This window comes from Mycolicibacterium alvei (assembly GCF_010727325.1).
Taxonomy (GTDB): domain Bacteria; phylum Actinomycetota; class Actinomycetes; order Mycobacteriales; family Mycobacteriaceae; genus Mycobacterium; species Mycobacterium alvei.
In genome coordinates this window covers 720830-747383 of sequence record NZ_AP022565.1, presented here as the reverse complement: position 1 = coordinate 747383, position 26554 = coordinate 720830, and the positions used below count along the sequence as shown (strand labels likewise).

The 26554-nt window shown below is 65.7% G+C and carries 24 protein-coding genes and 2 pseudogenes; 18 read left to right on the top strand and 8 right to left on the bottom strand.

Annotated features, from left to right (window positions below; genetic code table 11):
* Positions 1 to 392: 392 nt before the first annotated feature.
* Positions 393 to 866, top strand: a complete 474-nt coding sequence (locus G6N44_RS03485) for an MmpS family transport accessory protein (protein ID WP_163661148.1) — start codon at positions 393 to 395, stop codon at positions 864 to 866.
* Positions 863 to 3763, top strand: coding sequence for an MMPL/RND family transporter (locus G6N44_RS03480; protein WP_163661147.1), 2901 nt, complete (start codon positions 863 to 865; stop codon positions 3761 to 3763). Before G6N44_RS03485 ends, G6N44_RS03480 begins: the two co-directional genes overlap by 4 nt.
* Here G6N44_RS03480 and G6N44_RS03475 read toward each other — a convergent pair.
* Positions 3760 to 4533 (bottom strand): ArsR/SmtB family transcription factor, encoded by a 774-nt coding sequence (locus tag G6N44_RS03475; RefSeq protein ID WP_163669547.1) that lies wholly within the window; start codon positions 4531 to 4533, stop codon positions 3760 to 3762. The two genes, G6N44_RS03480 and G6N44_RS03475, sit on opposite strands and share 4 nt — an antisense overlap.
* A 552-nt stretch (positions 4534 to 5085) precedes the next feature.
* Here G6N44_RS03475 and G6N44_RS29370 point away from each other — a divergent pair.
* The 7 genes and pseudogenes from G6N44_RS29370 to G6N44_RS03445 all read left to right on the top strand — a co-directional run.
* Positions 5086 to 5499: pseudogene (locus tag G6N44_RS29370) on the top strand (peptidoglycan endopeptidase); the annotation flags it as partial.
* Between the two features lie 50 nt (positions 5500 to 5549).
* A complete protein-coding gene (locus G6N44_RS29365) occupies positions 5550 to 5708 on the top strand; it encodes a hypothetical protein (protein WP_235682932.1) in 159 nt (52 codons plus the stop codon).
* A gap of 53 nt (positions 5709 to 5761) precedes the next feature.
* Positions 5762 to 6508 carry a peroxide stress protein YaaA gene (yaaA, locus tag G6N44_RS03465; RefSeq protein WP_163661145.1) on the top strand — a complete coding sequence of 249 codons (747 nt, stop codon included), beginning with the start codon at positions 5762 to 5764 and terminating at the stop codon, positions 6506 to 6508.
* Between the two features lie 310 nt (positions 6509 to 6818).
* Positions 6819 to 7448: a hypothetical protein gene (locus G6N44_RS03460; RefSeq protein WP_235682931.1), complete on the top strand. Its 630-nt coding sequence runs from the start codon at positions 6819 to 6821 to the stop codon at positions 7446 to 7448.
* Positions 7449 to 7636: 188 nt separating this feature from the next.
* The gene (locus G6N44_RS03455; protein WP_163661142.1) at positions 7637 to 8530 is read left to right on the top strand and encodes a fructose bisphosphate aldolase; all 894 of its coding nucleotides are present in this window, start codon (positions 7637 to 7639) and stop codon (positions 8528 to 8530) included.
* A gap of 32 nt (positions 8531 to 8562) precedes the next feature.
* Positions 8563 to 9477 carry an alpha/beta fold hydrolase gene (locus G6N44_RS03450; protein WP_163661141.1) on the top strand — a complete coding sequence of 305 codons (915 nt, stop codon included), beginning with the start codon at positions 8563 to 8565 and terminating at the stop codon, positions 9475 to 9477.
* Between the two features lie 49 nt (positions 9478 to 9526).
* Positions 9527 to 10177, top strand: coding sequence for an MBL fold metallo-hydrolase (locus tag G6N44_RS03445; RefSeq protein WP_163661139.1), 651 nt, complete (start codon positions 9527 to 9529; stop codon positions 10175 to 10177).
* Positions 10178 to 10186: 9 nt separating this feature from the next.
* Here the strand turns inward: G6N44_RS03445 and G6N44_RS03440 are convergent, their stop codons facing one another.
* From G6N44_RS03440 to G6N44_RS03425, 4 genes are all read right to left on the bottom strand, one after another.
* Complete coding sequence (locus G6N44_RS03440; RefSeq protein ID WP_163661137.1) at positions 10187 to 11458, bottom strand: competence/damage-inducible protein A; 1272 nt, start codon at positions 11456 to 11458, stop codon at positions 10187 to 10189.
* Between the two features lie 28 nt (positions 11459 to 11486).
* The gene (locus tag G6N44_RS03435) at positions 11487 to 11711 is read right to left on the bottom strand and encodes a hypothetical protein (RefSeq protein ID WP_163661135.1); all 225 of its coding nucleotides are present in this window, start codon (positions 11709 to 11711) and stop codon (positions 11487 to 11489) included.
* Between the two features lie 9 nt (positions 11712 to 11720).
* Complete coding sequence (locus tag G6N44_RS03430) at positions 11721 to 14489, bottom strand: glycoside hydrolase family 2 protein (RefSeq protein ID WP_179964469.1); 2769 nt, start codon at positions 14487 to 14489, stop codon at positions 11721 to 11723.
* 125 nt (positions 14490 to 14614) lie between these two features.
* A complete protein-coding gene (locus tag G6N44_RS03425) occupies positions 14615 to 15337 on the bottom strand; it encodes an HAD family hydrolase (protein ID WP_163661133.1) in 723 nt (240 codons plus the stop codon).
* 162 nt (positions 15338 to 15499) lie between these two features.
* On the opposite strand from G6N44_RS03425, the gene G6N44_RS03420 reads away from it, so the two are divergent.
* From G6N44_RS03420 to G6N44_RS03400, 5 genes and pseudogenes are all read left to right on the top strand, one after another.
* Positions 15500 to 16630 (top strand): nitronate monooxygenase, encoded by a 1131-nt coding sequence (locus tag G6N44_RS03420; protein WP_163661131.1) that lies wholly within the window; start codon positions 15500 to 15502, stop codon positions 16628 to 16630.
* A 41-nt stretch (positions 16631 to 16671) separates the two neighbouring features.
* Complete coding sequence (locus G6N44_RS03415) at positions 16672 to 17073, top strand: hypothetical protein (RefSeq protein WP_163669541.1); 402 nt, start codon at positions 16672 to 16674, stop codon at positions 17071 to 17073.
* Between the two features lie 70 nt (positions 17074 to 17143).
* Positions 17144 to 17722, top strand: coding sequence for a TetR/AcrR family transcriptional regulator (locus tag G6N44_RS03410; protein WP_163661129.1), 579 nt, complete (start codon positions 17144 to 17146; stop codon positions 17720 to 17722).
* The gene (locus G6N44_RS03405) at positions 17719 to 19968 is read left to right on the top strand and encodes a molybdopterin-dependent oxidoreductase (RefSeq protein WP_163661127.1); all 2250 of its coding nucleotides are present in this window, start codon (positions 17719 to 17721) and stop codon (positions 19966 to 19968) included. Before G6N44_RS03410 ends, G6N44_RS03405 begins: the two co-directional genes overlap by 4 nt.
* 201 nt (positions 19969 to 20169) lie before the next feature.
* Positions 20170 to 21303 (top strand): annotated as a pseudogene (locus G6N44_RS03400) (IS3 family transposase).
* Here G6N44_RS03400 and G6N44_RS03395 read toward each other — a convergent pair.
* Entirely contained in the window at positions 21265 to 21741 is a 477-nt protein-coding gene (locus G6N44_RS03395; protein WP_235682929.1) for a hypothetical protein, read from the bottom strand. The pseudogene G6N44_RS03400 and the gene G6N44_RS03395 sit on opposite strands and share 39 nt — an antisense overlap.
* A gap of 208 nt (positions 21742 to 21949) precedes the next feature.
* Here G6N44_RS03395 and G6N44_RS03390 point away from each other — a divergent pair, with 208 nt between their 5' ends.
* Entirely contained in the window at positions 21950 to 23197 is a 1248-nt protein-coding gene (locus tag G6N44_RS03390) for a cytochrome P450 (protein ID WP_163661124.1), read from the top strand.
* Here the strand turns inward: G6N44_RS03390 and G6N44_RS03385 are convergent.
* On the bottom strand, positions 23151 to 23465 hold the full coding sequence (locus G6N44_RS03385; protein WP_163661122.1) for a hypothetical protein: 315 nt from the start codon (positions 23463 to 23465) through the stop codon (positions 23151 to 23153). The genes G6N44_RS03390 and G6N44_RS03385 overlap by 47 nt on opposite strands.
* A 146-nt stretch (positions 23466 to 23611) precedes the next feature.
* On the opposite strand from G6N44_RS03385, the gene G6N44_RS03380 reads away from it, so the two are divergent.
* Genes G6N44_RS03380 through G6N44_RS03370 form a run of 3 tightly spaced genes read left to right on the top strand, consistent with a single transcriptional unit; the run spans position 23612 to position 25777 of the window.
* Positions 23612 to 24361, top strand: coding sequence for a helix-turn-helix domain-containing protein (locus G6N44_RS03380; protein WP_163669539.1), 750 nt, complete (start codon positions 23612 to 23614; stop codon positions 24359 to 24361).
* 40 nt (positions 24362 to 24401) lie between these two features.
* The gene (locus G6N44_RS03375) at positions 24402 to 25121 is read left to right on the top strand and encodes a FadR/GntR family transcriptional regulator (protein ID WP_163661120.1); all 720 of its coding nucleotides are present in this window, start codon (positions 24402 to 24404) and stop codon (positions 25119 to 25121) included.
* Complete coding sequence (locus tag G6N44_RS03370) at positions 25121 to 25777, top strand: sterol desaturase family protein (protein WP_163661118.1); 657 nt, start codon at positions 25121 to 25123, stop codon at positions 25775 to 25777. The genes G6N44_RS03375 and G6N44_RS03370 overlap by 1 nt, the downstream gene beginning before the upstream one ends.
* Here G6N44_RS03370 and G6N44_RS03365 read toward each other — a convergent pair.
* The gene (locus G6N44_RS03365; protein WP_163661117.1) at positions 25758 to 26537 is read right to left on the bottom strand and encodes a L,D-transpeptidase; all 780 of its coding nucleotides are present in this window, start codon (positions 26535 to 26537) and stop codon (positions 25758 to 25760) included. The two genes, G6N44_RS03370 and G6N44_RS03365, sit on opposite strands and share 20 nt — an antisense overlap.
* Between the last annotated feature and the right edge of the window lie 17 nt (positions 26538 to 26554).

Below are 26554 nucleotides of genomic sequence, written 5' to 3'. Positions count from 1 at the left end.
GCCGCTGCCGACACGGCGGCGAGACCCAGCCCGATTTCGTTAGCTCCATCACAATCGGTAGCGCAGATTCACCCCGAAACCCCTGTCGACGGGCGCTGAAAAAGCCGCTTGACCTCGGATTTCGTGACCGCTGAGGACGCCGGCAACCGACCGCCGGCGGCGCGGCACCGCGGGCGCGGCATCACACCTGTGTCACCGTTTTGTCACTCATTTAAATAAGCTAATATCTCGCTAGTTTCTAGTTAGCCATTCGGCTAGACAGCGAGGGGTATCGAGGTGAACATGGTGCACGGGCGCTCCCCCATCGACTGCCATGCCGACGGCATGGCCACGTCACCTCGCGGCCTCACTACCCACACTGCCCACAACCGACGGACCGGTGCCATTTCACGATGACCAACGCGACGAAAAGCTCTCGCCGGAAGCAGTTTTCAATTTCGGGTCTGGCCAAGAGGTTCTGGATTCCGTTGATCATCGTGGTGGTGGTGGTGGTCGGCGGGTTCACAGTCATGCGGGTACGCACGTTCTTCGGCGCCGGCGGCGGCACCGGAATCACCAGCGCGAAGGTCGATGACACCAAACCCTTCGACCCCAAGGTCGTGGTCTACGAGATCTACGGCGTCCCCGGGGCGACGGCCGACGTGAACTACCTCGATCTCGACGCCCAGCCCCAGCGCATCGACGGGGTCACCCTGCCGTGGTCGCTGCGCCTGGAGTCCACCGCGCCGTCGGTGTTCCCCAACATCGTCGCGCAGGGCAACGGCGACACGATCAGCTGCCGCATCACCGTCGATGACGAGCTCAAGGACGAGAGAACCTCCAACGGCGTGAATGCCCAGACCTTCTGCTTGGTGAAATCTGCATGAGCGCCCACGACGCCCCCACCGACGCCTTCCCGGTCACCGGGCCGCCGCGGCAGGCCCAGCATGGTGGGATCGCCAAGTGGATCCGCCGGCTGGCGATCCCGATCATCATCGGCTGGGTCGCCCTCATCGGGATCCTGAACACCGCGGTGCCCCAGCTCGAAGAGGTGGGCAAGATGCGGTCGGTGTCGATGAGCCCCGACCAGGCGCCGTCGATGATCGCGATGAAGCGTGTGGGCGAGGTGTTCCAGGAGTTCAAGTCCAACAGCTCGGTCATGGTCGTGCTCGAGGGTGACGAGCCGCTCGATGTCAAAGCGCACGATTACTACGACGAGGTCGTCGCCAAGCTCGAGGCCGACACAAAGCACGTCGAGCACGTCCAGGACTTCTGGGGCGACCCGCTGACCGCCTCGGGTGCCCAGAGCTCCGACGGCAAGGCCTCGTATGTGCAGGTCTACACCGCCGGTAACCAGGGCGAGGCGCTGGCCAACGAATCGGTCGAGGCCGTCCAGCAGATCGTCGAGAGTGTCACTCCGCCGCCGGGTGTCAAGGCCTACGTGACCGGTCCCGCGGCCTTGGCCGCCGACCAGCACATCGCCGGTGACCGCAGCGTGAGGATCATCGAGGCGCTGACCTTCACGGTCATCATCATCATGCTGCTGCTGGTCTACCGCTCCATCATCACGGTGGTCCTCACGCTGGTCATGGTGGTGCTGTCACTCTCAGCAGCTCGCGGTGTCGTCGCTGCTCTGGGCTTCTACGACATCATCGGACTCTCCACGTTCGCCACCAACCTGTTGGTCACGTTGGCCATCGCGGCGTCCACCGACTACGCAATCTTCCTGATAGGTCGATATCAAGAGGCCCGAAGTGTCGGCGAAGACCGGGAACAGGCCTACTACACGATGTTCCACGGCACCGCGCATGTGGTGCTGGGTTCGGGCCTGACCATCGCCGGCGCCACGCTGTGTCTGCACTTCACCAACCTTCCGTACTTCCGGTCACTGGGTATCCCGTTGGCCATCGGCATGGTCACCGGCGTGATCGCCGCCCTGACTCTGGGGCCGGCGATCATCTCGGTGGCCAGCAGGTTCGGCAAGACGCTGGAACCCAAGCGGGCCATGCGTACCCGCGGCTGGCGCAAGATCGGTGCCGCAGTGGTGCGCTGGCCCGGGCCGATCCTGGTCGCCACCATCGCGCTGTCACTGATCGGTCTGCTGACCCTGCCCGGATACCAGACCAACTACAACGACCGCCAGTACCTGCCGGCAGACCTCCCGGCCAACACCGGCTACGCCGCATCCGACCGCCACTTCTCGCAGGCCCGGATGAACCCCGAACTGCTGCTGATCGAAAGCGATCACGATCTACGCAACTCGGCGGACTTCCTGGTCGTGGACCGCATCGCCAAGCGAATCTTCCAGGTGCCCGGCATTTCCCGGGTCCAGGCCATCACCCGCCCGCAGGGAACGCCGATCGAGCACACCTCGATCCCGTTCCAGATCAGCATGCAGGGCACGACGCAGATGATGAACATGAAATACATGCAGGACCGCATGAAGGACATGTTGGTTCAGGCCGACGAGATGCAGAAAACGGTCGACACGATGGAGAAGATGCTCCGGTTGACCAAGGAGATGTCGGACACCACCCACAGCATGGTCGGCAAGATGCACACCATGGTCGTCGACGTGGCCGAAATGCGGGATCACATCGCCGATTTCGACGATTTCTTCCGCCCGATCCGCAACTATCTGTACTGGGAACCCAAGTGCTTCAACATCCCGCTGTGCTGGTCGATGCGTTCGGTCTTCGACTCGCTTGACGGTATCGACACCATGACCGACGACATCCAGAAGCTGATGCCGGACATGGACCGTCTCGATGAGCTCATGCCACAGATGCTCACGATCATGCCCCCGATGATCACGACGATGAAGAACATGAAGAACATGATGCTGACCATGCAGGCCACGATGGGCGGTCTGCAGGATCAGATGGAAGCGATGATGGAGAACCAGACGGCCATGGGCCAGGCGTTCGACGCTTCCAAGAACGACGACTCGTTCTATCTGCCGCCGGAGACCTTCGAGAATCCGGACTTCAAACGCGGCATGAAGATGTTCCTGTCCCCCGACGGGCACGCGGTGCGGTTCATCATCAGCCATGAGGGCGATCCGATGAGTCCCGAAGGCATCTCCCACATCGAGGGGATCCAGCAGGCCGCCAAGGAGGCCATCAAGGGCACCCCGCTGGAGGGCTCCAAGATCTACCTCGGCGGTACCGCGGCCACCTTCAAGGACATGCAGGAAGGCGCCAACTACGACCTGTTGATCGCCGGAATCGCGGCCCTGTGCCTGATTTTCATCATCATGTTGATCCTCACCCGAAGCGTGGTCGCCGCCGCGGTCATCGTCGGCACCGTGGTGCTGTCCCTCGGCGCCTCGTTCGGTCTGTCGGTGCTCATCTGGCAGCACCTGATCGGGCTCGAGCTGCACTGGATGGTGATCGCGATGGCGGTCATCGTGCTGTTGGCCGTGGGCGCGGACTACAACCTGCTGCTGGTCGCCAGGTTCAAAGAGGAGATCCATGCCGGGCTGAACACCGGCATCATCCGCGCCATGGGCGGTACCGGTTCGGTGGTCACCTCGGCGGGCCTGGTGTTCGCCTTCACCATGATGTCGATGGCGATCAGCGAACTGGCCGTGATCGGCCAGGTGGGCACCACCATCGGTCTGGGTCTGCTGTTCGACACCCTGGTCATCCGATCCTTCATGACCCCGTCGATCGCCGCACTGATGGGCAAATGGTTCTGGTGGCCGCAGCGGGTGCGTCAGCGTCCCGTGCCGGCGCCGTGGCCGCAGCCGGTCCAGCGCGAACCGCAGGACTCGCTGACCTAAACTGCGTGCTCCAGTCCTGACTTCAGGCTGGACAGTTTGATCGGCCAGTCGTGCGAGATCGTCTCCTGCACGGCACCGCCCGGGTCGAAACCGTCGTGGATCAGCGTGAGCTTCACCTGATCCCCGACCGGTTCGATGTCGAACGACACGCGCGACCGGGGTTCGGCCGCCGCCTTGATGACGTCCTCCTCGCTCAAATCCGGAGCAATCCGACTCAGTTCGGGCGTAAACGTGTGGAACGTGAAGGCCAACCGCTGATAGGCATCGGACTCGACGACCACCTGCTCGGGGTCCTCAATCCGGAGTCCGCCTTCGACCCAGGCGTAGGTCGACCCCTTCTGCCACTCGGATTCGATGGCATGTCCCAGGTAGCCGCGGGAGTACTCCGGGTTGGTGATCGCCTGCCACAGCCTCTCCGGGGTGGTGGGGATGTAGGTGGTGTACACGAACTCGCCCGGCTTGGCCGCGCTTTCCAATACCGTCTTCAGGTCAGCGAGGGCCGGCACCCGCGTGGAGTCGTACCGGTCGATCCAGCGGTCGGCGATGGCATTGATCGGTTCGGCGTTGAGGTAGTGCAGTTTCTCCCGACCCTGACGCAGCGTCGTGACGAGATTGGCCGCCTCCAGCACCGCCAGGTGCTTGCTGACCGATTGCCGCGCCATCGACAGTCCGCTACAGAGCTCTCGCAGGCTCTGACCGTTCGTGTCGTTGAGGCTGTCCAGTAGCAGCCGCCGACTCGGATCCGCCAGCGCTTTGAAGACCTCGTCCACCCTCGCCATCCCATCGCGCGCAGCTCGTCCGGCTGCACCGTGCAATTATGCAGCCAATTGGCTGCACATCAAACCTCTGCCGGTCCCGGGCACAGGCGTCGGAACCATGGATCGGCGCACGGGATCGCCGGTTCCCAGCCACCATCTGAACAGGGTCGACATTGCCAGCATCACCGACCGCCCTTTCCGTATATATGGAAGACATCGCAGGGGTACCGATATCGGCACCTACGACGTCCCCCAGTCGGGCACGCGGTAGGCCGGGTTCCGAAATATCCTTCACATCAATGTGATTCGGTTCTCCGCTGGGCCGTCGAAGCCGATGACCAACGCGCTCAAACACAACACAAACCCTAGTGCCACAGCACTATTGGCGATTGCGTGATGCACCGACCGACTACCGGCGAAGCACCCGCTCCTGGCAACCGAATTACACGCGCAGACAACCACACTGAATCCCAAAATGCGTGAACCAGTCCATATGCGGCACCTTCTGTGAACGGAGTCACAAATTTTGCCCGCTCAAAATCAGCTCTGCTAGCGTCCCGCCGCATGTTTGCTATCGCGACGCTTATGGCGCTTGTCCAGCAGGTTTCGGGCACGCCGTACATCTCGGGTGGAGACTCGCCGGCCGGCACCGACTGCTCAGGCCTGGCTTCCTGGGTCAGCAATATGGCGACCGGCCGCCCGGTCTACGGGGACCGGTTCAACACCGGAAACCAGGAGCGTGCGCTCCTGGCCCGCGGCTTCAAGTACGGGACACAGCCCGGCGCCCTGGTGATCGGCTGGAACAGCGGCCACACCGCCGTGACCCTGCCGGACGGCACCGCGGTGTCCTCGGGCGAGGGTGGTCACGGCGTCAAGATTGGCGGCGGCGGCGCATACCAGCGCCAGTTCAGCCACCACATGTATCTGCCCATGGAACCCGAAGCTCCGCAGGACGCGCCCATGGACCCCTTTGCGCCCCGCCACCCCCGCCGATCGATCCGATGGCCGCCCCGGCACCCATCGAACTGATGGCCGCCCCGGCGCCCGTCGACCCGTTCGCACCGCCGCCGCCTGCCGAGGCGATTCCCCCGGCGGCCCCGATGGACGCCCCGGCACCCATCGTGCTGGATGTCCCACCCCCGCCGGCGCCTCCTGCGCCCGACCTGCCGGCGCCGTTCGCCGTCTGACATCACACCGGTCGGTGGTCAACGGGCAGCGCGCATTCGGATAGCGTCTGGATGTGATCGTGCTCCTGCCACCGTCGGAGACCAAACGCACCGGCGGGGACGGCCCGCCGGTGCGTTTGGACATTCTGAGCTCCCCTGAACTCACCCCGCTCCGCCAGTCACTGATCGACGAACTGATCGCTTTGGCCGCCGACCCGCCGGCCTGCCGGAAGGCACTGGCCATTTCCGCCGGCCAGGGCGCCGAGATCGAACGCAACGCTGCGCTCCGGCAGGCACCCACGATGCCCGCCATCGAGCGATACACCGGGGTGCTCTACGACGCCCTCGATATCGGATCGCTGCGCGGTGCGGCCGCCGCGCGGGCCCGCAGTCGTCTGGCCGTCGGGTCGGCGCTGTTCGGTCTGCTCCGTGCTGATGATCCGGTGCCCGCATACCGGCTGTCAGCCTCATCCAAACTGCCCGGGCAACCTGGACTCGCCGCCCGCTGGCGCCCACGGTTGGAGCCGGTACTGGCCGATCTGTCGGCCCGCGAACTGATCGTCGATCTGCGATCCGGCTCCTACGCGGGTCTGGGCCGGATCCCCGGTGCGGTGCGGGTACAGGTGCTGGCCGAACGAGCCGACGGACAACGCACCGTGGTCAGTCATTTCAACAAGGCGCACAAGGGCCACCTGGCGCGTGCCCTGGTCAGTTCCCGAAGCGAACCCGACAGTGCTGCCGGTGTCGCAGCGGTGGCCCGCCGAGCCGGGATGAAGTTGGACCGCGACGACAACGAACTCACCGTCGTGGTGCCGGCCTGACGGCTGAAGTGCCTTAGCCGGGCAGGTGACCAAGATGGTTTTGCCGGCTGCACCCCGAGTGGACGATCCAAATCGCCTCTGCCTGCGGCGTACTGATACCTCTCGAGGATACGCGTGCGAATCGCACTGTTGCCGAGCAACTTTCAGTGCTGCGTTGCTACCGCAGCGCGAACGGCCCACACCGCGAGCGGATTTCGGCGAATTCCCCGGTGTCACCACCGCGACGTGTCTCGTCGTGCAGAATATGAGCTCGCGTCAGCGCCCGTCACCTGTGCCACGCCCATCACACCGCCATTCTCCGGGAGCAAGCTTGGTCACCTGCCCAGTTTCCGCACCGCATCCGTCGTATCAGCCGGTTCGCCGTGGACGGCACCGGAAGGCGCCACAACGACAGTGGCTGCCCGTCGGGATCGGGGTGGCGGCCGCAGCCGTGCTCAGCTCCCTGCTCACCGCACTCGTCATCATCACCACGTTGGCTTCCAAATTCTCCGCCAGGGATTCCGTGTACGCGGTCGGCGCCAGAACGTATGAGCTGAATCCGACCCATCCGCAACGACCGGTCACCACCGGGCGCGGTGCCGCTCCGGTCGTCACCGCGTTCGCATCCGACGGATCCGGCTTCGTCGATTCCCAGGCACGCTGCCGCGATACCCAGACCGCCAGGGCCATCGGCCGCACCGAAGGCTCACTTGTCGTGATCTGCCTGGATCGCACCGGCCGACTGGAGTACCACGGCGTGCGACTCTCCGACCGGGCCGCACTCGCGGCGTCGGCCGACGTCACGCCCGGTCGCAAGTTCGTCGCCCGCAACTACCAGGTGAACTACGCGGTCTCACCTACCGAGTTGCTCGTCACCTCGGGAAGTGCGGTCCTCAAGCGCGAACCGATGGTCGAGTACCGCGAGTTCCTGTCCGCACCGGTGGTCCTGGCGCCCCGGTAGCCGCCGGACACTGTCGGCGATCACCCGGGGTGAAGCGATCCGGGCCGGCCCGACGGGTGGCCGTTGCCACCTTGACGTGGCCGCATATCCTCTGAGACGAACGGTGCGCCACCGGCGGTGACCGAACCGGCGCTCCTACCGACCAACAAAACATCGCCGACGCCGTCTTCAAAGGAGTAGACAACCTCATGGTGAACCAGCAGCAGGCCGACAAGATGACCACGGGTAAGGGCTTCATCGCCGCGCTCGACCAGAGCGGCGGGTCGACCCCCAAGGCACTCCGTCTCTACGGGGTCGAAGAGAGCGCCTACTCCTCCGAGGAGGAGATGTTCGACCTGATCCACCAGATGCGCTCGCGCATCATCACCTCCCCGGTGTTCAACGGTGACCGGGTGCTGGCCGCGATCCTCTTCGAGCAGACCATGGACCGCTCCATCGACGGCAAGCCCACCGCGACCTACCTCTGGGAGGACAAAGGCGTGGTGCCGCTGCTGAAGATCGACAAGGGTCTGGCCGACGTCGCCGACGGCGTGCAGGTGATGAAGCCGATGCCCGGCTTGGACGATCTGCTGGCCCGCGCGGCGAAGAACGGCATCTTCGGCACCAAGGAGCGCTCGGTGATCGGCGCTGCCGACGCCGACGGTATCGCCGCCGTGGTCGCCCAGCAGTTCGAGGTGGCCAAGCAGGTGCTCTCGCACGGTCTGGTCCCGATCATCGAACCCGAGGTCACCATCTCGATCTCCGACAAGGCCGAGGCCGAGGACCTGCTCCGCGACGAGATCACCAAGAACCTCGACGCGCTGCCCGCCGACCAGTTGGTCATGCTCAAGCTGACGCTGCCGACCGTCGCCAACCACTACCAGTCGCTGGTCGGTCATCCGAAGGTGATGCGGGTCGTGGCGCTGTCCGGCGGCTACTCGCGCGATGACGCCAACAAGATGCTCGCCGAGAACACCGGTGTGATCGCCAGCTTCAGCCGGGCGCTCACCGAGGGTCTTTCGGCCCAGCAGAGCGATGACGAGTTCAACGCCACGCTGGACAAGTCCATCCAGTCCATTTACGACGCGTCCGTCGCGGGCTAGACGCGGACTCCGGCGAAGCGAGGCACACGAAGATGGTCATTCCGATCGATCGCCCCAAATTGGAAGGCAATGTTGCCGTCGGCGACGGCCGTCAGCTCGGCTTCGCCGAATTCGGTGACCCGCAGGGCCGTGCGGTGTTCTGGCTGCACGGCACCCCGGGTGCCCGCCGGCAGATCCCGACCGAGGCCCGGATCTATGCCGAACGCAACCACATCCGGTTGATCGGCGTGGACCGGCCCGGCATCGGTTCGTCCACCCCACACCAGTACGACCGCGTGCTCGATTTCGGTGACGATCTGCGCACCATCGCCGACACCCTGGGCATAAACAAGATGTCCGTCATCGGATTGTCCGGGGGCGGGCCGTACACGCTGGCCACCGCGGCGGCCATGCCCGACCGGGTGGTCGCGGCCGGGGTGCTCGGCGGGGTGGCTCCGATGATCGGCCCCGACGCGATCAGCAGTCCCCTGATGCAACTCGGCGCGGCGGTCGCACCGATTCTGGAGGTGGCCGGTGCCCCGATCCGGTTGGCCGCCTCCGGACTGATCCGGCTGATCCGCCCGGTCGCCTCCCCGGCCCTGGAGATCTATGCGCGGATCTCCCCCGAGGGTGACCGACGCATGCTCGGCCGGCCCGAGTTCAAGGCGATGTTCCTCGACGATCTGCTCAACGGCAGCCGTAAGCAGTTGGCCGCCCCGTTCTACGACATCGTGGTGTTCGAGCGTGACTGGGGCTTCCGACTCGACGAGGTCAAGGTTCCGGTGCGCTGGTGGCACGGCGACCATGACCACATCGTTCCGTTCGCGCACGGCCAGCATGTGGTGTCGCGACTGCCCGATGCGGTGATGACCGAACTGCCCTACGAGAGCCACCTCGGTGGACTGGGCTGCGCCGAGGAGATCATGGGCACGATGATCTCGATGTGGGACGAGTCGAAAACCGACTGAGTCCGCCGAGGGTTGACCTCAACCAATGTTGAGGGTCGAGGCTGTCGTCATGACCACCTCGATGACCCAGATCCGGACGGATCTCTGGGAAACACGCACCGATACACCGTTTCCCGGACTGACCACGCACGCCTACCTGTGGACGCCGGGCGGACACAACGCGCTGTTCTACTGCCCCGCCGGTGACGCCGACTTCGCCACGCTGGATTCGCTGGGCGGGGTCGACGATCACTATCTGTCGCATCAGGACGAGGCCGGGCCGATGCTGGCCCGCATCGCCGAGCGGTTCGGTTCCCTGTTGCACGCGCCCGCCGCCGAACGCGAGAGGATCGGGCAGCACCATCCGATCGACGTACCGCTGTCCTCCCGGCATGTCGATGACCGCGGCGTCGAGGTGATACCCACCCCCGGACACACGCCGGGCAGCACCTGCTATCTCGTGCGAGGTGCCGAGGGCCGTTACCTGTTCACCGGGGACTCCATGTTCGTTGCTGCCGACGGACGGTGGGCGACCTTTGTGGTCCCGGGTTACGGCGACGCCGCAGCCATGGCCGACAGCCTGAACCTGTTGGCGAGTCTGCAACCCGATGTCGTGATCTCCAGCGCCTTCGGGCTACGTGCGGTCACCGCCATCGACGGGGCCGAGGACTGGTCCCGATGTGTCGATGAGGCGCGGCGCTCGATACCGGTGACCCGTTGATGCCGGCGTTCAGTCGCCAACCCCGGTGAGGGCCCGACGCAGCAGGTGCATGGCAACCGTGGTGGCTCGCTCCCGGATGTCGGATCGGTTGCCCGGGAGCAGCAGGGTCCGGGTGATGGCCACCGATCCGGCCCGGACCGCGAAACATACGGTGCCGACGGGCTTTTCCGGGGAGCCGCCGTCCGGTCCGGCGATGCCGCTGATCGCCACCGCGGTATCGGCACCGAAGTGATATAGCGCGCCGTTGACCATGGATTCGACCACCGGTTCGGACACTGCACCGCACTCGGCGATCAGAACCGGATCTACGTTCAGCATTTCGGCCTTGGCCTCGTTCGAATAGCTGACCACCCCACCGGCAAAGTAGTCGGAACAGCCTGGGATATCGGCCAATCGGGCGGCCAGGAGTCCGGCAGTGCAGGATTCGGCGGTGGCGATCCGGTGTCCGGCGAGCAACCCGGCCACCTGCTCGTCGACGGTGGTGCCGTCCTCGGAGTACAGCGTGGCACCGTGCCGGTCGCGCAACAGCGTCACAAGATCCCGGTAGGCATCGGCGGCGTCGGGCTCATATCGCGTGACGATCTCAAGTTCGCCGCGACGCAGGCACGTGGTGATCTCCAGTGCGTCGAAACCCGCGATGGCGCCCTCGGCCTCACGCAACGTCTCGGCCAGACCGGATTCGGCGAGGCCGAACATCCGCAGCATTTCCTGCCGGTACTGCGTTCGGCCTGAAATAGCCTGTTGCACAGCCTCGGTCGCGACGGCGGTGTGCCACATCGGCTGCAACTCCCGCGGCGGGCCGGGCAGCACCACGATGGTGGGGCCGTCGCCGCCCACAACGACGCCGGGGGCGGTACCGACGGGCGCGAGGACCTCGGCACCGACGGGCACCATGGCCTGCTTACGGTTGGCCGCACGTACCGCATCGAAATCCACGCCGGGCCGGTCACCGATCAGCCTGCGCAGGATGGCGGCGATCCGCTCCTCCATGGCCACGTCGAGTGCGAGTTCACGACCGCAGAACTCGGCAACCGTCGCGACGGTGAGGTCGTCGGCCGTCGGCCCCAGCCCGCCGCTCGTCACGATCAGGTCCACGCCCTCGTCGGCCAGGAACCGTAGTTGGGCCGTGATGTCGCGGGGGCGGTCGCCGCAGATCGTAATATGTGCGAGCTCGACGCCAAGCTCGAGCAGCTGGTCAGCCAGCCACGGGCCGTTGCGATCCTGAACCCTGCCGGTGAGTACTTCGGTTCCGGTGACGATGATGCCTGCGCGTGCGCTCACCTGATGAACACTACGCAGCGGCTTCCGCTCAGCGCTTGAGCCAGTTGTTCAGTGTCGCCAGTTCACGGGTATAGGTGGTCATGATGTCGTCCTGGTACAGCGTTGCACCGCTGATCACGCTCGGGCCCTGCCACACGACCCTGATCCGGTTCCCCCCACGCTGGTAGACGTCCACCCGCTCGAGGTCACGGTGCATCCATCCGACGCTCTCGGCCAGCCGGCCGACCTCATGGCGCTCATCGGTTGTGGTCATCTGCCGATCCTATCGTCGTGCCCGCTGGTCGATCGGTACCACCGTCGGTGCGCTGTTGTAACCGCCGACCCGGACCCAGTTGGGTCCGTGCTCCGACCCGGTCACCGTGCCGGTGATCTCGGCCGTCTCGCCCGGGTACACCGTGACGTAATTGTCGGAGTACTCGATCGGCAGGATCTCCTCACCATCGCGGGTCGTGGTGATCTCGGCCCGCTCGAAGAAGGCGATCTGGTGTCCCGGATTGTGCAATCGGATCAGCACGCTCGCGCCCTCGGCCGAGTCCGTCCGGTGTGCGGTCACCTCCAACGGTGCCGGTGCCATGGTGTTGAGCGGGGTCATATCGGCCCAGCTGCTCTGCACCAGGTCGAATGCCTGGTCGTTGACCGGAGGGCCGACATCGTCGAGTTTCTGCGACTGCCAGTACGTGTTGTCGGCGACGACAGCGCCGGACTCGTCGAGCAGTTCGCAGCGGACGAACACCACCGGCGAATCCAGCGCCAGCCGGGGCAGCGTCAATCCAGGCACCACCCCGTTCGACGGCACGGCCGGCACCTCGGAACCTCGGTCATCGCGCATCCGGCCGGTCAGATCGTAGGTCCGCACCCGCACCCGAAGGCCCGTGCGCTCCTGCGGTGACTGGTTGACCACCTTGACCTCGGCGGTGTCGTGGTTGCCGGTGGCGTAGGAGTCGAACACCACCGACAGCGGGCGCAGCCCCTTCTTGGCCCCGAAGTAGGCGCCGCCGGGCCGCAGGTAGTAGTCGAAGAGGTGTCCGAAGAACGACGGCCAGTGATTGTTGAGCATCCAGTAGATGGTCATCTTGTGGTTGTCCCACCCGCCGGCGGCGAACGCCTCGAACTGGGCGCGCGTCGACTCGTAGTGGGCCAACTGGGCCTTGCGGGCGAATTCCTCAGCGCCGCGGGATGATCCGTAGCGTTGCATGACCGCGGTACGGATGCTCTCCAGGGCGGCGTTGCTGGGATTCGCCCCGGCGTGGAAATACCAGGCCTCGTTGATCGGCCACAGTCTGTCCGGCGGGATGAACTTCTGCAGGCTGGCGAACGGTGGGATGTGTTCGTTGTCGCCCTGTTCGGCGTTGGAGCCGCGGGTGGCCTGATAACGCCCGTCGAACCAGTAGCTCGGCGGGCGCCAGGTGTACGGGCCGGCCATGTGGATGCCATCCCAATCGGGCTCACCGTCGGCGCCGCGGGCCATGGACGACACCGTGTCGACGACGGTGTTGGGCCAGTGCAGCTCCCCCAGGATGCGGCGGTAGCCGTCGAGCACCGGCGCCGGAGGCTTGCCGTCGCTGCCGTTGGCCCACAAGAACGCCGCCGCGTGCCCGCGCAGCGAGAGGATCTGCGAGCGCATGCTCTCGTCGGCCACCCGCCGATCCTCGTCGTCCCACTGCCACCACTTCTCCCACTGGTTGCAGCACATCCACCCGTACATCAGCGGTATGCCCAATTCGTCGGCCCGCTCGATGATGTTGTCGCCCGGGAACTTTCCCTCCAGGCGCAACATGTTCAGCCCCAGGTCCCGGACGTATCCCAGGATGGCGTCCTCACGCTGTGGGTCGTACTGGAACAGCAGATCGGGCGTGTACGCCGCACCCCGGGCCAGAAAATCCCGCCCGTTCACGGTCAGGTAGAAGTTGCCGCCACGACCCAGGTCGGGAAACTGTTCGTCGTTGTCCCGGTGCTGTTGCACCGAGCGGATACCGAACCGGGAATCCAGGCTGTCGGTGGGCCGCCCGTAGCGCACAAAATCCAACCGCAGGTCGTAGAGATCGGGCCGACCCATGGTGTAGGGCCACCACAGGTCGGGGTTGCGCACCTGCAACGCGGTGAAAGCATCTGGGTCGAAACGGATTTCACGCTTCTCCCCCGGCGCCAGGCTGACCGGTTGATCCACCGAGATGGTCGGCCTTCCGGGCCGGCTGATCCGGGCCCGTACCACTCCGCGCATCGCCACGTCAGCGGTGTTGCGGATGTCGGAGTAGACGGTGAGCCGGGCGCTGTCGTTGGCGGGCAACGGAAGCTCGGTGGTGACCAGCGGGTCACTGAGCACGACCTGGCCCGAATAGCTCAGATAGACGGGTTTGAAGATGCCCGCATTGCGGTCGGCCACATAGGAATTGCCGCGCAGTGGGTTTTTGTCCGGCCCCTGGTAGCCGATGCGGTTCCAGTTGAGCCAGTCCCACCAGCTGTCGGCCAGCTCTACCCCGTCGATGTCCTGCAGCGCCTGCTCGGGTGTCACCTTGACGGCCAACGTGTTGGCCCCGCCGGGGTTGATCCACGGAGTCGCGTCGATCTCGTGGACCGTATGCATGCCCACCAGCAGTGTATTGCCCGCGATCAGCTTGCCGTTGAGCCAGACCTCGGCGCGGTAGTTGACGCCGGGGAACTCCAGCCGGTAGCTCGAGCTTCCCTGCGGCGCGACGAACGTCGTGCGGTACCACCAGTCCTGGCGGTACAGGTCGTCGGGCACCTCGGTCAGGTTGTCCCCGACGTACAGGTCGGGGTAGGTGCCGTCGTCCTGCAGTGCCGCCAAGACCGTGGACGGCATCCGTTTGACGGGGTGCCAGTCCGCGTTCACCTCGCCCGGCATGGACAGCGACGCACCGTCGGCGGTCACGGTGCGCGCCGAGGCCAGCTGCCAGCCCTGGGCCAGCTCTACCCGCCCCGACGGCGGCTCCGGCTTGGCGAACGGCGGGAAATCGGCCACGCACAGCGACAACACGAGTAGTGCGACCACAACAAGGCCGGCGAAACCCATGAGCCTGCTGCCGGCGCGACGATTCCGGGGGGAAATGGGCAACTCCTCAAGGACCGGTACGACACCGGGTCGGTGAGTCGATGCCGTACCGGGTCATTCTGCCGTGGTGCGTGCGGCCGGCGCGCCTAGGGTCGCGGCACGGTGAGAACCGGCCAATCCTCGTCGGAGGCCATGGCGGCCAGACGCGGCCGCGGGTTCACCGGCCGGGGCCGGCCCACCAACCGCATCAACGCATCGTCCTCGTAACCGTCGGCGTAGAAGTAACTGTGGGCGAGGTCGATCTGTGTGTCGTGGCAGAAATGCTGCACCGCAGCGGCTTTGCTCGCACCCCAGATGACGGGTTCGACGATTCCCCCGGTCAGCCGCCCCTGGCCATCGGTCAGGAAGTGATTGCACAGCACGTGGCTGATCCCGAGGTGCCGGGCAACGGGCTCGGCGTGGATCGTCAGGGCCGAGGAACTCATCACGACGGTGTGGCCGCGGTCCTGGTGACGATGCACCACGTCGCGCATGTGCGGGTAGACCCGCTGGATGATGCGGCTCTCGAACAGGTACTCGCCCAGCTCATCGAGCTCGAGCAGCGATTCGCCCCGCAGGTACCCGGCCGCTCGGACCAACAGTCGATCGAACGGAATCCGGCCGATCCGGTACCGCACCGCGGCTTCGACGATTCCCAGGATCTCGCCGGCGGCGGCCTGTCGCCGGCGGATGCGATGGCCGGCGTGCGCCGTGGCGGTGAACCCTTCCACCAGTGTGCCGTCCAGGTCGAAGAAGGCCCCCACCTGCGCGCCACCCGGACCGTCCCCGATTTCCTCGAGTGACTCGGGTGTCGACAGCATCCGGACCATGGGCCTAGTACACCAAGCCGCCACGACGATCGGCCAGTCGAGACTAGGAATGATGCACCCAAACTATCCCGAGGTGGTACTAAACTAGAACACGTTTCACTTCCATGCGGGCCGGTCCGGTCGAGGACTCTCACACCGCACCGCCACTATAAGGAGCCCCTAATGCACACCGCACTCTGCGACGAGCTCGGGATCGACGTCCCGATCTTCGCATTTACTCACTGTCGCGACGTTGTGGTCGCCGTAAGCAAGGCCGGTGGTTTCGGCGTGCTGGGCGCCGTGGGATTCACCCCCGAGCAGCTCGAGATCGAATTGAACTGGATCGACGACCACATCGGTGACCATCCGTACGGCGTCGACATCGTCATCCCGAACAAGTACGAGGGCATGGACGCCGATATGTCCGCCGACGACCTCAAGGGCATGCTGCAGTCCCTGGTGCCCCAGGAGCATCTGGATTTCGCCAAGAAGATCCTCGCCGACCATGGGGTGCCGGTCGACCACAGCGACGACGACGCCCTGCAACTTCTCGGCTGGACCGAGGCCACCGCGACACCTCAGGTCGAGATCGCGCTGAAGCACCCCAAGATGACGCTGATCGCCAACGCGCTGGGCACCCCGCCGAAAGACATGATCGACCGCATCCACGCCGAAGGCCGAAAGGTCGCGGCGCTGTGCGGTTCGCCGTCGCAGGCCCGCAAGCACGCCGACGCGGGCGTCGACATCATCATCGCCCAGGGCGGCGAGGCCGGCGGCCACAGCGGCGAGATCGGCTCGATCGTGCTGTGGCCCCAGGTGGTCAAGGAGGTGGCCCCGGTTCCGGTCCTGGCCGCCGGCGGCATCGGCAGCGGTCAGCAGATCGCCGCTGCCCTGGCACTCGGCGCGCAGGGCGCCTGGACCGGATCGCAGTGGGTGATGGTCGAGGAGAGCGAGCACACCGAGCAGCAGCACGCCGCGTACGCCAAGGCCACCAGCAAGGACACCGTGCGCAGCCGCTCGTTCACCGGTAAACCGGCCCGCATGCTCCGCAACGACTGGACCGACGCCTGGGAGAACCCGGACAACCCGAAGCCGCTCGGTATGCCGCTGCAGTACATGGTGTCCGGTATGGCCGTCGCGGCGACGCACAAGTACCCCAATGAGAGTGTCGACGTCGCATTCAACCCGGTGGGCCAGGTCGTCGGCCAGTTCACGAAGGTCGAGAAGACCTCGGCGGTGATCGAACGCTGGGTGCAGGAGTACCTGGAGGCGACCGGCCACCTGAACGCCCTGAACGAGGCCGCCGGCGTGTGATCGAGGCCGCCGGCAGCGGGTTCCTCATCGCCGTCCTGTGGATGGACCTCATCTTCGATGTTCAGGTCCTATCCCATCGCAGGTCGGCCGAGTTGCCGGAACCCGTGCTGGCGTCCATCGCCGGTTACTACCACCGAGCCACCACCACGTCGCGCCCGATGAGCCTGCTGATCGCCGCCGTCATGGTGGTTCTCTTGACGGCGTTGGCTTTTCACGCTGTCGACGGCACCGGCCCGGGCTGGCTGTCCGGTCTGTACGCGGTGCTTGCCGGTGGCCCGGTGCTGCTGGCACTGCTGCACACCGTGCCCAGCGCAGTCGCCCTGGGTCTGCGGACCGGCAGTCCGGCCGAACAGTCACACCTGGCACGTTCCATCTGTCGCGACCATCTGCTGTGCCTGACGAGTATGTCTGCGTTCCTCGTGCTCTGGTTGGTGAGCGTCTAGGTCGGCCAGGGATAAACCCGTGCCGATTGATTATGTATGGTTGCATATATAATCGACGAAGGGTTCGACCGTGCCCAGTCCTCGTGAACGCATGGTGGCTTCGGCCGCGCTGTTGATCCGGGAGCGTGGCGCGCACCCGACGGCGATTGCCGATGTACTGGCGCACAGCGGGGCCCCACGCGGCTCGGCGTACCACTACTTCCCCGGCGGTCGCAGCCAACTTCTCTGCGAGGCAATTGACTACGCGAGCGATCAAGTCGCAGCGCGGATCGACAAGGCCGACAGCGCCCGGGCATTGCTCGACGCCATGATCGCCGACTTTCGTAAGCAATTGTCCGCCACCGACTTCCGGGCCGGTTGCCCGATCGTCGCGGTGACCGTCGAGGCCGGCGAACCCGCGGCCACGGGGACGCAGGCGGACACTCCCCTCGACCGCGCCGGGTCGGCCTTCACCCGCTGGGCCGGCCAGATCACCCGCCGCCTGCAGAGCGACGGAGTGTCCGCCGAGCGCGCCGAGGAACTCGCAACGCTGATCCTGACCGCGATCGAAGGTGCGGTGGTGATGGCGCGGGCAACCCGCGACGTCACACCGCTCGAACTGATCCACCGTCAGCTACGCGCACTTTTGCCGGAAGGAACATCGTCATGACCGTCGATCAATGGCAGCCCACCGCGTGCATTCTGTGCGAGTGCAACTGCGGCATCGTGGTACAGACCGAAGGCCGGTCCATCACCAAAATCCGGGGCGACAAAGATCATCCGGCGTCGGCGGGCTACACCTGCAACAAGGCGCTGCGGTTGGACCACTACCAGAGCAGCGCCAACCGACTGACCTCGCCACTTCGCCGTCGACCTGACGGAAGCTACGAGGAGATCGACTGGGATGCCGCGGTTTCCGAGATTGCCGCGGGATTCCTGGCCGTCAGAGACGCCCACGGCGGGGACAAGATCTTCTACTACGGTGGCGGCGGGCAGGGCAACCACCTGGGTGGCGCGTACAGCGGCGCGTTCCTCAAGTCGATCGGGTCGCGGTACCGGTCAAATGCCCTGGCGCAGGAAAAGACCGGTGAGGCGTGGATCGACGCCCACCTCTATGGCGGGCACACCCGCGGCGAGTTCGAGCACGCCGAGGTCTCGGTGTTCGTGGGCAAGAACCCGTGGATGTCACAGAGTTTCCCCCGCGCCCGGGTCGTCCTCAACGAGATCGCCAAGGATCCGGACCGCGCGATGATCGTGATCGACCCGGTGATTACCGACACCGCGAAGCTCGCCGACTTCCATCTGCGGGTCCGACCCGGCACCGACGCCTGGTGCCTGGCCGCGATGGCCGCGGTACTGGTGCAGGAAAACCTATGCGACGAAGTATTTTTGGCTGACCACGTCAACGGCGTCCAACCGGTCCGGGACGCACTGCAGCAGGTCCCGGTCGGCGACTACGCCACGCGGTGCGGTGTCGACGAAACCCTGCTGCGCCGCGCAGTGCGCCGCATCGCCGCGGCCGACAGTGTGGCGGTGTTCGAGGACCTCGGCATCCAGCAGGCCCCCAACAGCACGCTGTGCTCCTACCTGAACAAGATGTTGTGGATCCTGACCGGTAACTTCGCCAAACGCGGTGGGCAGCACCTGCATTCGTCGTTCGCTCCGTTGTTCGGTTCGGGCGGGGTCGGGCGCAGCCCGGTCACCGGTGCCCCGGTGATCGCCGGCCTGGTGCCGTCCAACGTGGTGCCGCAGGAGATCCTCACCGACCATCCCGACCGCTTCCGGGCGATGATCGTCGAGAGCAGCAACCCGGCGCATTCGGTCGCCGATTCGGCTGCCGTGCGGGCCGCACTGGAATCACTGGACCTGCTCGTGGTGATCGACGTCGCGATGACCGAAACTGCGCGCCTGGCCGATTATGTGCTGCCTGCGGCCAATCAGTTCGAGAAGCCCGAGGCGACGTTCTTCAATCTGGAGTTCCCGCGTAACAACTTCCACCTGCGCCACCCGTTGTTCGAACCGTTGCCCGGCACCCTGCCCGAGCCGGAGATCTGGGCCCGCCTGGTGCGTGCCATCGGTGCGGTCGACGAGTCCGAACTGGATCCGTTGCGACGTGCGGCCCACGAAGGTCTGGACGCCTACGCGGCAGCCTTTCTCGGCGCAGTGGGCGCCAATCCCGGGCTGGGGCGGGTCCTGCCGTACGTGCTCTACGAGACGCTCGGGCCCGTGCTTCCGGATGGCCTGGCCGGTGCCGCGGCCCTGTGGGGGCTGGCCCAGAAGACGGCCATGACCTATCCCGACGCAGTGCGCCGTGCCGGCCACGGCGACGGCAACGCCCTGTTCGAGGCCATCCTGGCCGGCCGGTCCGGGTTGACGTTCACCGAGCACGACTATTCCGACGATTTCGCCCTGATCAGCCACGCCGATCACAAGATCGCGCTGGACATGCCCGAGATGCTCGACGCGGTACGAGCATTGCCGACCATGCCGTCGGCACTGACCTCCGAGGAATTTCCGATGGTGCTCTCGGCCGGCGAGCGTCGGGCCTACACCGCCAACGACATCTTCCGCGACCCCGCGTGGCGCAAGCGCGACACCGAGGGCGCCCTGCGGATCAGCGTCGATGACGCCGAAGCGATCGGCCTGGACCACGGAGACCGGGCCCGACTCACCACCGCGACGGGAAGCGCGGAGGTGACCGTGGAGGTCAACGACGCGATGCTGCCCGGGCACATCTCACTGCCCAACGGGTTCGGTCTCGACTACACCGACGCCCAGGGCCGGTCGATTACGCCCGGAGTCGCCCCCAATGAGCTCACCTCGTCTCAGTGGCGCGACCAGTACGCGGGTACGCCGTGGCACAAGCACGTGCCCGCCCGAGTAGAGCGGATTCCGGTGGTGAGCCGGCCGGCCTGATCGATCCTCCTAGCCCCTCAGGGCAGCGGCGCCGGTGCAGGTGCGGCCGGTGCAGGTGCGGCCGGTGGCGCGGGCGCTTCCGGCGCGACCGGCGAGATCGGTACGTTCGGCCCGGGTGCCTGTGAGGTGAGCCCTTCGTAGTGGTCCAGTTGTTGTGCGACTCTGATGCCCGGTGTTCGGGCAGGAAGAATCGACGACGACATGGCATCGAACAAGCGCCGGCGGCACACGCCGGATCAGATCATCCGCAAGCTCGCCGAGGGCAACAAGCTCCTCGGGACCGGGCAGGAGCTGGCCGAGGTGTGCCGGCACCTGGAGGTCACCGAGTCGACCTGGCATCGCTGGGTCGCCCAGTACGGCGGCATGAAAGCCAACGAGGCCAAACGGCTCAAGGAACTCGAGGCCGAGAACGCCCGGCTCAAGAAGCTGGTCGCCAATCAGGCCCTCGACATCGACATGCTCAAGGAGATCTCGTCGGAAACTTCTGACCCCGGATCGCAAGCGCAGCGCCGTCACGGCGTTGCGTGAGCGGTTCGGGTCTCTGAGCGTCGAGCCTGCACGGTGGTCGGCATTCACCGCTCCACGATGCGACTGACGCCGCCACCGATCACCGACGAGGAAGCCGAGCTGCGGGCCTGGCTGCGGAAATTCTCCACCGACCGGCCCCGCTGGCTGGCGACGAGCGGCGATTGCCGCACGAAAAGCGGGCTGGGTCGTCAACAACAAGCGCGTCCGCCGACTGTGGCGCGACGAGGGCCTGCGAGTCCCGCAGCGCCGCAAGAAGAAACGTCTGACCGGCATCGGGACCGCGGTCGGCGCGATGTGCCCGATCCAGCCGAACGTGATCTGGGCGATGGACTTTCAGTTCGACACCACCGCCGACGGGCGCACCATCAAAATGCTCAACATCATCGACGAGTTCACCCGCGAAGCCCTGGCGATCCACGTCGATCGCGCCATCAACGCCGACCGGGTCGTCGACATCCTCGACCAACTGGTCGACCAACATGGCGCGCCGCACTACGTGCGCTTTGACAACGGGCCCGAGTTCGTCGCCCACGCGGTCAACGACTGGTGCCGGTTCAACGGCACCGGCTCACTTTCATCGACCCCGGATCACCCTGGCAGAACGCATGGATCGAGTCGTTCAACGGCCGACTGCGCGACGAGCTGCTCAACTCCTGGCGCTTCGACTCACTGCTCGAAGCCCGGGTGATCATCGAAGACTGGAGGATCGACTACAACGCCAACCGACCGCATTCGGCCCACCGCGGACTCAGCCCAGCCGAGTTCGCCCTACAGTGGACCACGACCCACCAACCCCAAGCCGCATAGCGACTGGACCACCGAATGGGTCCCCCTCACCTGATTCGGGACGGGTGTGTTCATCCCGCGTTGCGCGATCCCGAGGATCAGTGCTTCCTTGCCGCTGATGTCCTGGTTCTGCACGGCGTGCCAGAGATCCTTGAGATAGCTCAAGTTGGGCGTCTCAGTCCCCTGCCCGGTGCGATCCATCGTCGACCCCGGCGGCAGGGCGTCGGGACTCGCCAGGTGCGGGGTGCCCCCGGTGGTCTCCAGCTGCGGTGCGCCCAGATCGCCGGCTGCCGCCTGAGCGGCTGGTTCAGTCACGGGTGCGGGCGCCGGCCCGGGGGTGGGCGGCTCCGATGGGGTGGCCGGCTCCGCAAGCGCGCTCGCGGCGACCGACAGCGCGACCACAGGGCCCGCCACGCCGCACACCAACATGGACGCACATTTTCGGATGTCGACTCTCATCGCTGTGACCTCTCGCTGTTACTCCAGGGACGAATGGTAACGCTGAGTGCATCGTCGCGCTCGTCGAACCGTTACAGCGCAAGGATGGGAACACGTTCCAATACCCACGAGGTGGGAGTTTCCGGAACCGGCATCGGCACGCCCCACCTGTGGTGTAGCAATGGCTTTAAGCCACTACACAACGTCGTCGCGAGGAGCGTCCACCGCCATGCCGACTCTGAATCTTCCGCCAGGATTCGACTTTACCGATCCCGACATCTATGCCGAACGACTGCCCGTCGAGGAACTCGCCGAGATGCGCAAGCTGGCCCCGATCTGGTGGAACGAACAGCCGATCGGTGAAGGCGGTTTCGACGACGGCGGGTTCTGGGTCGTCACCAAGCACAAGGACGTCAAGGAGGTGTCGCTGCGCAGCGACGTCTTCTCCAGCCAGGAGAAGACCGCGCTCCCGCGTTACCGCGAAGGCACTGTCCAGCAGCAGATCGACCAGGGCAAGTTCGTCATGCTGAACATGGACGCCCCGCACCACACCCATCTGCGCAAGATCATCTCCCGGGCCTTCACTCCCCGGGCGATCGAACGCCTGCGCGCCGACCTGGCCGAGCGTGCCCGGGCCATCGTCGCGGCCGCCGCAGCCGAGGGTTCGGGAGATTTCGTCGAGCAGGTCGCGTGCGAACTGCCGCTCCAGGCGATCGCCGGGCTCATGGGCGTGCCGCAGGAAGACCGCAAGAAGTTGTTCGACTGGTCCAATCAGATGGTCGGCGACCAGGACCCGGAGTTCGACTCCAACGACCCGATGAGCGCCTCCGTCGAGGTGATCATGTACGGCATGCAACTGGCGGCTGAGCGGACGAAGAACCCCGGCGATGACCTCGTCACCAAGCTCCTGCAGGCCGACGTCGAAGGGCACAAGCTCTCCGACGACGAGTTCGGCTTCTTCGTCATCCTGCTCGCGGTGGCCGGCAACGAGACGACCCGGAACTCGATCACCCAGGGCATGATGGCCTTCGCCGACCACCCCGACCAGTGGGAACTGTTCAAACGCGAGCGCCCGGCCACCGCCGCCGACGAGATCGTCCGGTGGGCCACCCCCGTCACCTCATTCCAGCGCACCGCACTGGAAGACACCGAACTGGCCGGTGTGCCGATCAAGAAGGGGCAACGGGTGGTGATGTTCTACCGCTCGGCGAACTTCGACGAGGACGTGTTCGACGACCCCTATACATTCGATATCCTGCGTGACCCGAACCCGCACGTGGGATTCGGCGGCACGGGTGCGCACTATTGCATCGGCGCCAACCTGGCCAGGATGACGATCGACCTGATCTTCAACGCGATCGCCGACGGGATGCCCGACCTGACGCCGCTGGCGGCACCCGAACGGCTCCGGTCGGGTTGGCTCAACGGCATCAAACATTGGCAGGTGGATTACCGCGGCCCGTCGGATAGTCGATGATCGATCGCCAGTAGTCTTCCGGGATTTCGGCGTTCGACCGCAGCACGATCGCCAGACCGGTAGCCATCGCGATACCGAGCAGCCCGAGCCACAGGCCCGCGAGCGCGATCGCAATCCAGAGCGCCGTGGTCAGTGCGGGCCACGGTGACAGGACCGCGAGCACCGGTGCAAAGAAGAACCCGGCTCCGACGTAGGCGGCCGATCCGGCCCGGTCGGCCGCCATGACGGCGTGCAGCCAATGCGGGATCGACGGGGTGTCTTCGCTCATTGCCACCTCCTTCATGGGGACGAGACCACCATCTCGCCAATCGGGTAATCGGGGCAATTACCTCTCAGGTAGTGGTTATCGCCCCCGGCGTGAGCGAGACTCGAGTGGTGACGGGCCCGGCAACCCAGACACCCATCGGAGCGCTCATGCGCGACTGGCGAGTACGCCGCCGCATCAGTCAGTTGGACCTGGCCATCGAGGCCGAGGTTTCGGCGCGTCACCTCAGCTTCATCGAGACCGGACGCTCGGTGCCGAGCCGGGCCATGGTCCTGCGCCTCGCCGAGGCACTGGAGGTGCCTCCGCGGGACCAGAACCAACTGCTCCTCGCCGCCGGGCTGGCACCGGTGTACGCCGAGCGGACGCTGGACGATCCCGCGATGACTGCCGTACGCGACGGTGTAACCCGAATGTTGGACGCCTACAACCCGTTTCCCTGCGTGGTAGTCGATCGCACGTGGAACCTGTTGCAGGCCAATGCGGGCGCCGCGCTGATGCTGGACGGCGTCGCACCGCACCTGCTGGCCCGACCCAACGCGCTGCGTATCACCCTGCACCCCGAGGGCATGGCACCTCGGATCCGGAACCTGGCGGAATGGCGCCATCACCTGGTCAGCCGGTTGCGCCGGGAGGTCTCCGTGAGCGGATCAGCCGAGCTTGCCGGCCTCCTCGCCGAGATCGAGTGCTATCCGGGAGGGCTGGAGCCGGTCCGCGATCTCGGCGGCGTGGTCGTCCCACTGGAATTGACCGCATCCGACGGTACCGTGCTGACCTTCCTCAGCACGGTCACCACCTTCGGGACCGCGCTGGACCTGACCGCCGCGGAACTGAGCATCGAAGCGTTTCTGCCGGCCGACGCCGAGACCACCGACGCACTGCGGTCGGCTTCAGTGGTCTGACCACTTGACCTCTGACCGCTAGCCGGGCAGCATATCGCTTATGGCGTTACAACCGGTCAACCGTCGATCCGTGCCCGAGGATGTATTCGAGCAGATCGTCGCCGAGGTACTCAGCGGTCAGATGCAGCCCGGCGAACCACTGCCCAGTGAACGGCGCCTCGCCGAGGTACTCGGGGTGTCCCGCCCGGCGGTGCGTGAGGCCATCAAACGGCTCACCGAAGCCGGCTTGGTCGAGGTGCGACAGGGTGACTCGACCACGGTGCGGGACTTCCGCAAGCATGCCGGCCTGGACCTGTTGCCCCGGCTCCTGCTGCGCGCGGGGGAACTCGACGTGACCGTGGTGCGCAGCATTCTGGAGACCCGCCTGCACAACGGACCCAAGGTTGCCGAGTTGGCGGCGCACCGGGCCCCGTCCGAGGTGGTCGCGCAACTCGGTCGCACCGTCGATACGCTGGCGGCCGAACCGGATCCGGTCGAGCAACAGCGCCTGGCACTCACCTTCTGGGATCTGATCGTCGATGGTGCGGATTCGATCGCATTCCGCTTGATGTACAACACCCTTCGGCAGACCTACGAGCCTGCGCTCCCGGCACTGGCCACCATGATGGCCGCCGAGGTCGGCCGTCCCGAGGCCTATCGCCGGATCGTCGAGGCCATCGAAGCGGGTGACCCGACGGCAGCCAGTTGCGCGGCTCAGGACCTGCTGGAGCCCGCCACCAACGCACTCATGAGCGCACTCGAGGCATTGGTGCAACCTTGATGACACGCAAGACCTTCGGCTTGGCCGACGCGGCACGGGAATTCATCAGGCACCCCTCCCCCTGGATGATCGGTACGGCCCTGGTCATCAGTGTGGCCGCGCGGACCGCAGTCGGCGACTGGCAGCTCACCGATCTGCTGGTGCCGGCGGCCATGCTGGCGGCGTTCCCGTTCTTCGAGTGGATCGTGCACGTGTTCGTCCTGCACTGGAAACCTCGGACGATCGGCCGGATCACGGTGGACTCGCTGCTGGCCCGCGACCACCGGCGGCACCACGTCGACCCACGCGACATCCCGTTGATCTTCATCCCGTGGCCAGCGTTGCTGTGGATCCTTCCGGCGGCGATAACCGTTGCACTGCTGGGTTTCCCGCGCGTCGGCCTCGGGCTGACCTTCCTGTCGTTCCTGACGCTGCTCGGCCTGACCTACGAGTGGTGCCACTACCTGATCCACAGCGATTACACGCCGAAAAGCCCTGTATACCGAGCGGTTTGGCGTAACCATCGGCAACACCACTACAAAAACGAGCACTACTGGTTTACCGTCACCACCGCCGGGACCGCGGACCGGATACTACGGACCTGTCCGGACCCGGCGGCTGTGCCCACCTCACCGACGTCGAAAAACCTGCACGCGACTATGACTGCACGACAATAGGATCGCCGAGGCTCACCGTGTTGAAGTACCAGTCGGCGTTGTCGGGGCTCAGATTGATACACCCGTGGCTGACGTTGGAATAGCCCTGCGATCCCACCGACCACGGTGCGCCGTGCACGTAGACGCCGCCCCAGGTCACCCGGACCGCGTCATAGACGGTGAGCTTGTACCCCTCGGGATCGCTCAGCGGAATCCCGATGGTCCGCGAATCCATCACCACGACAGGTTCTTTCGATAATGCAGTGAAGGTACCGATGGGGGTCGGAAACTTAGGCTTGCCCATCGATGCAGGCATGGTGCGGGCCACCACACCATCGATGCTGACCGTGAACGTGTGGGCGCTGATGTCGGCGACACCGAGCACCTGGGACCCGGTCTCGAAGCTGGTCTTCGCACCGCCGGCCGTGACCGAGATCTTCGAATGAGCCGGCCACAACTGATCCGGCTTCCACTGCATCACATCGTCGCTGAGCCAGGTGAAGGTGCCCGTCGGGGTGTCCGGCGAGCTGATCTTCAGGCTGCGCTGCGCCGCATCCCGGTCGGACACCGGGTTGTCGAACGTCACCGTCAGCGGCATGGCGACACCGACCGTCGAACCCGATGCGGGCTCGATGGCCGCACCGGGTGCAGGTGTGCTCACTGCGGCAGACGCCACGTGGGCCGTGCTCGCGGCGGCCAGGGTGGCGACACCAATCGCCGCAAACACTTTCAGTACCGACACTCGAACGGTTCCGAATGACGACGATGGGGCACTCAGCATTCCACCAGTGTAGGTGA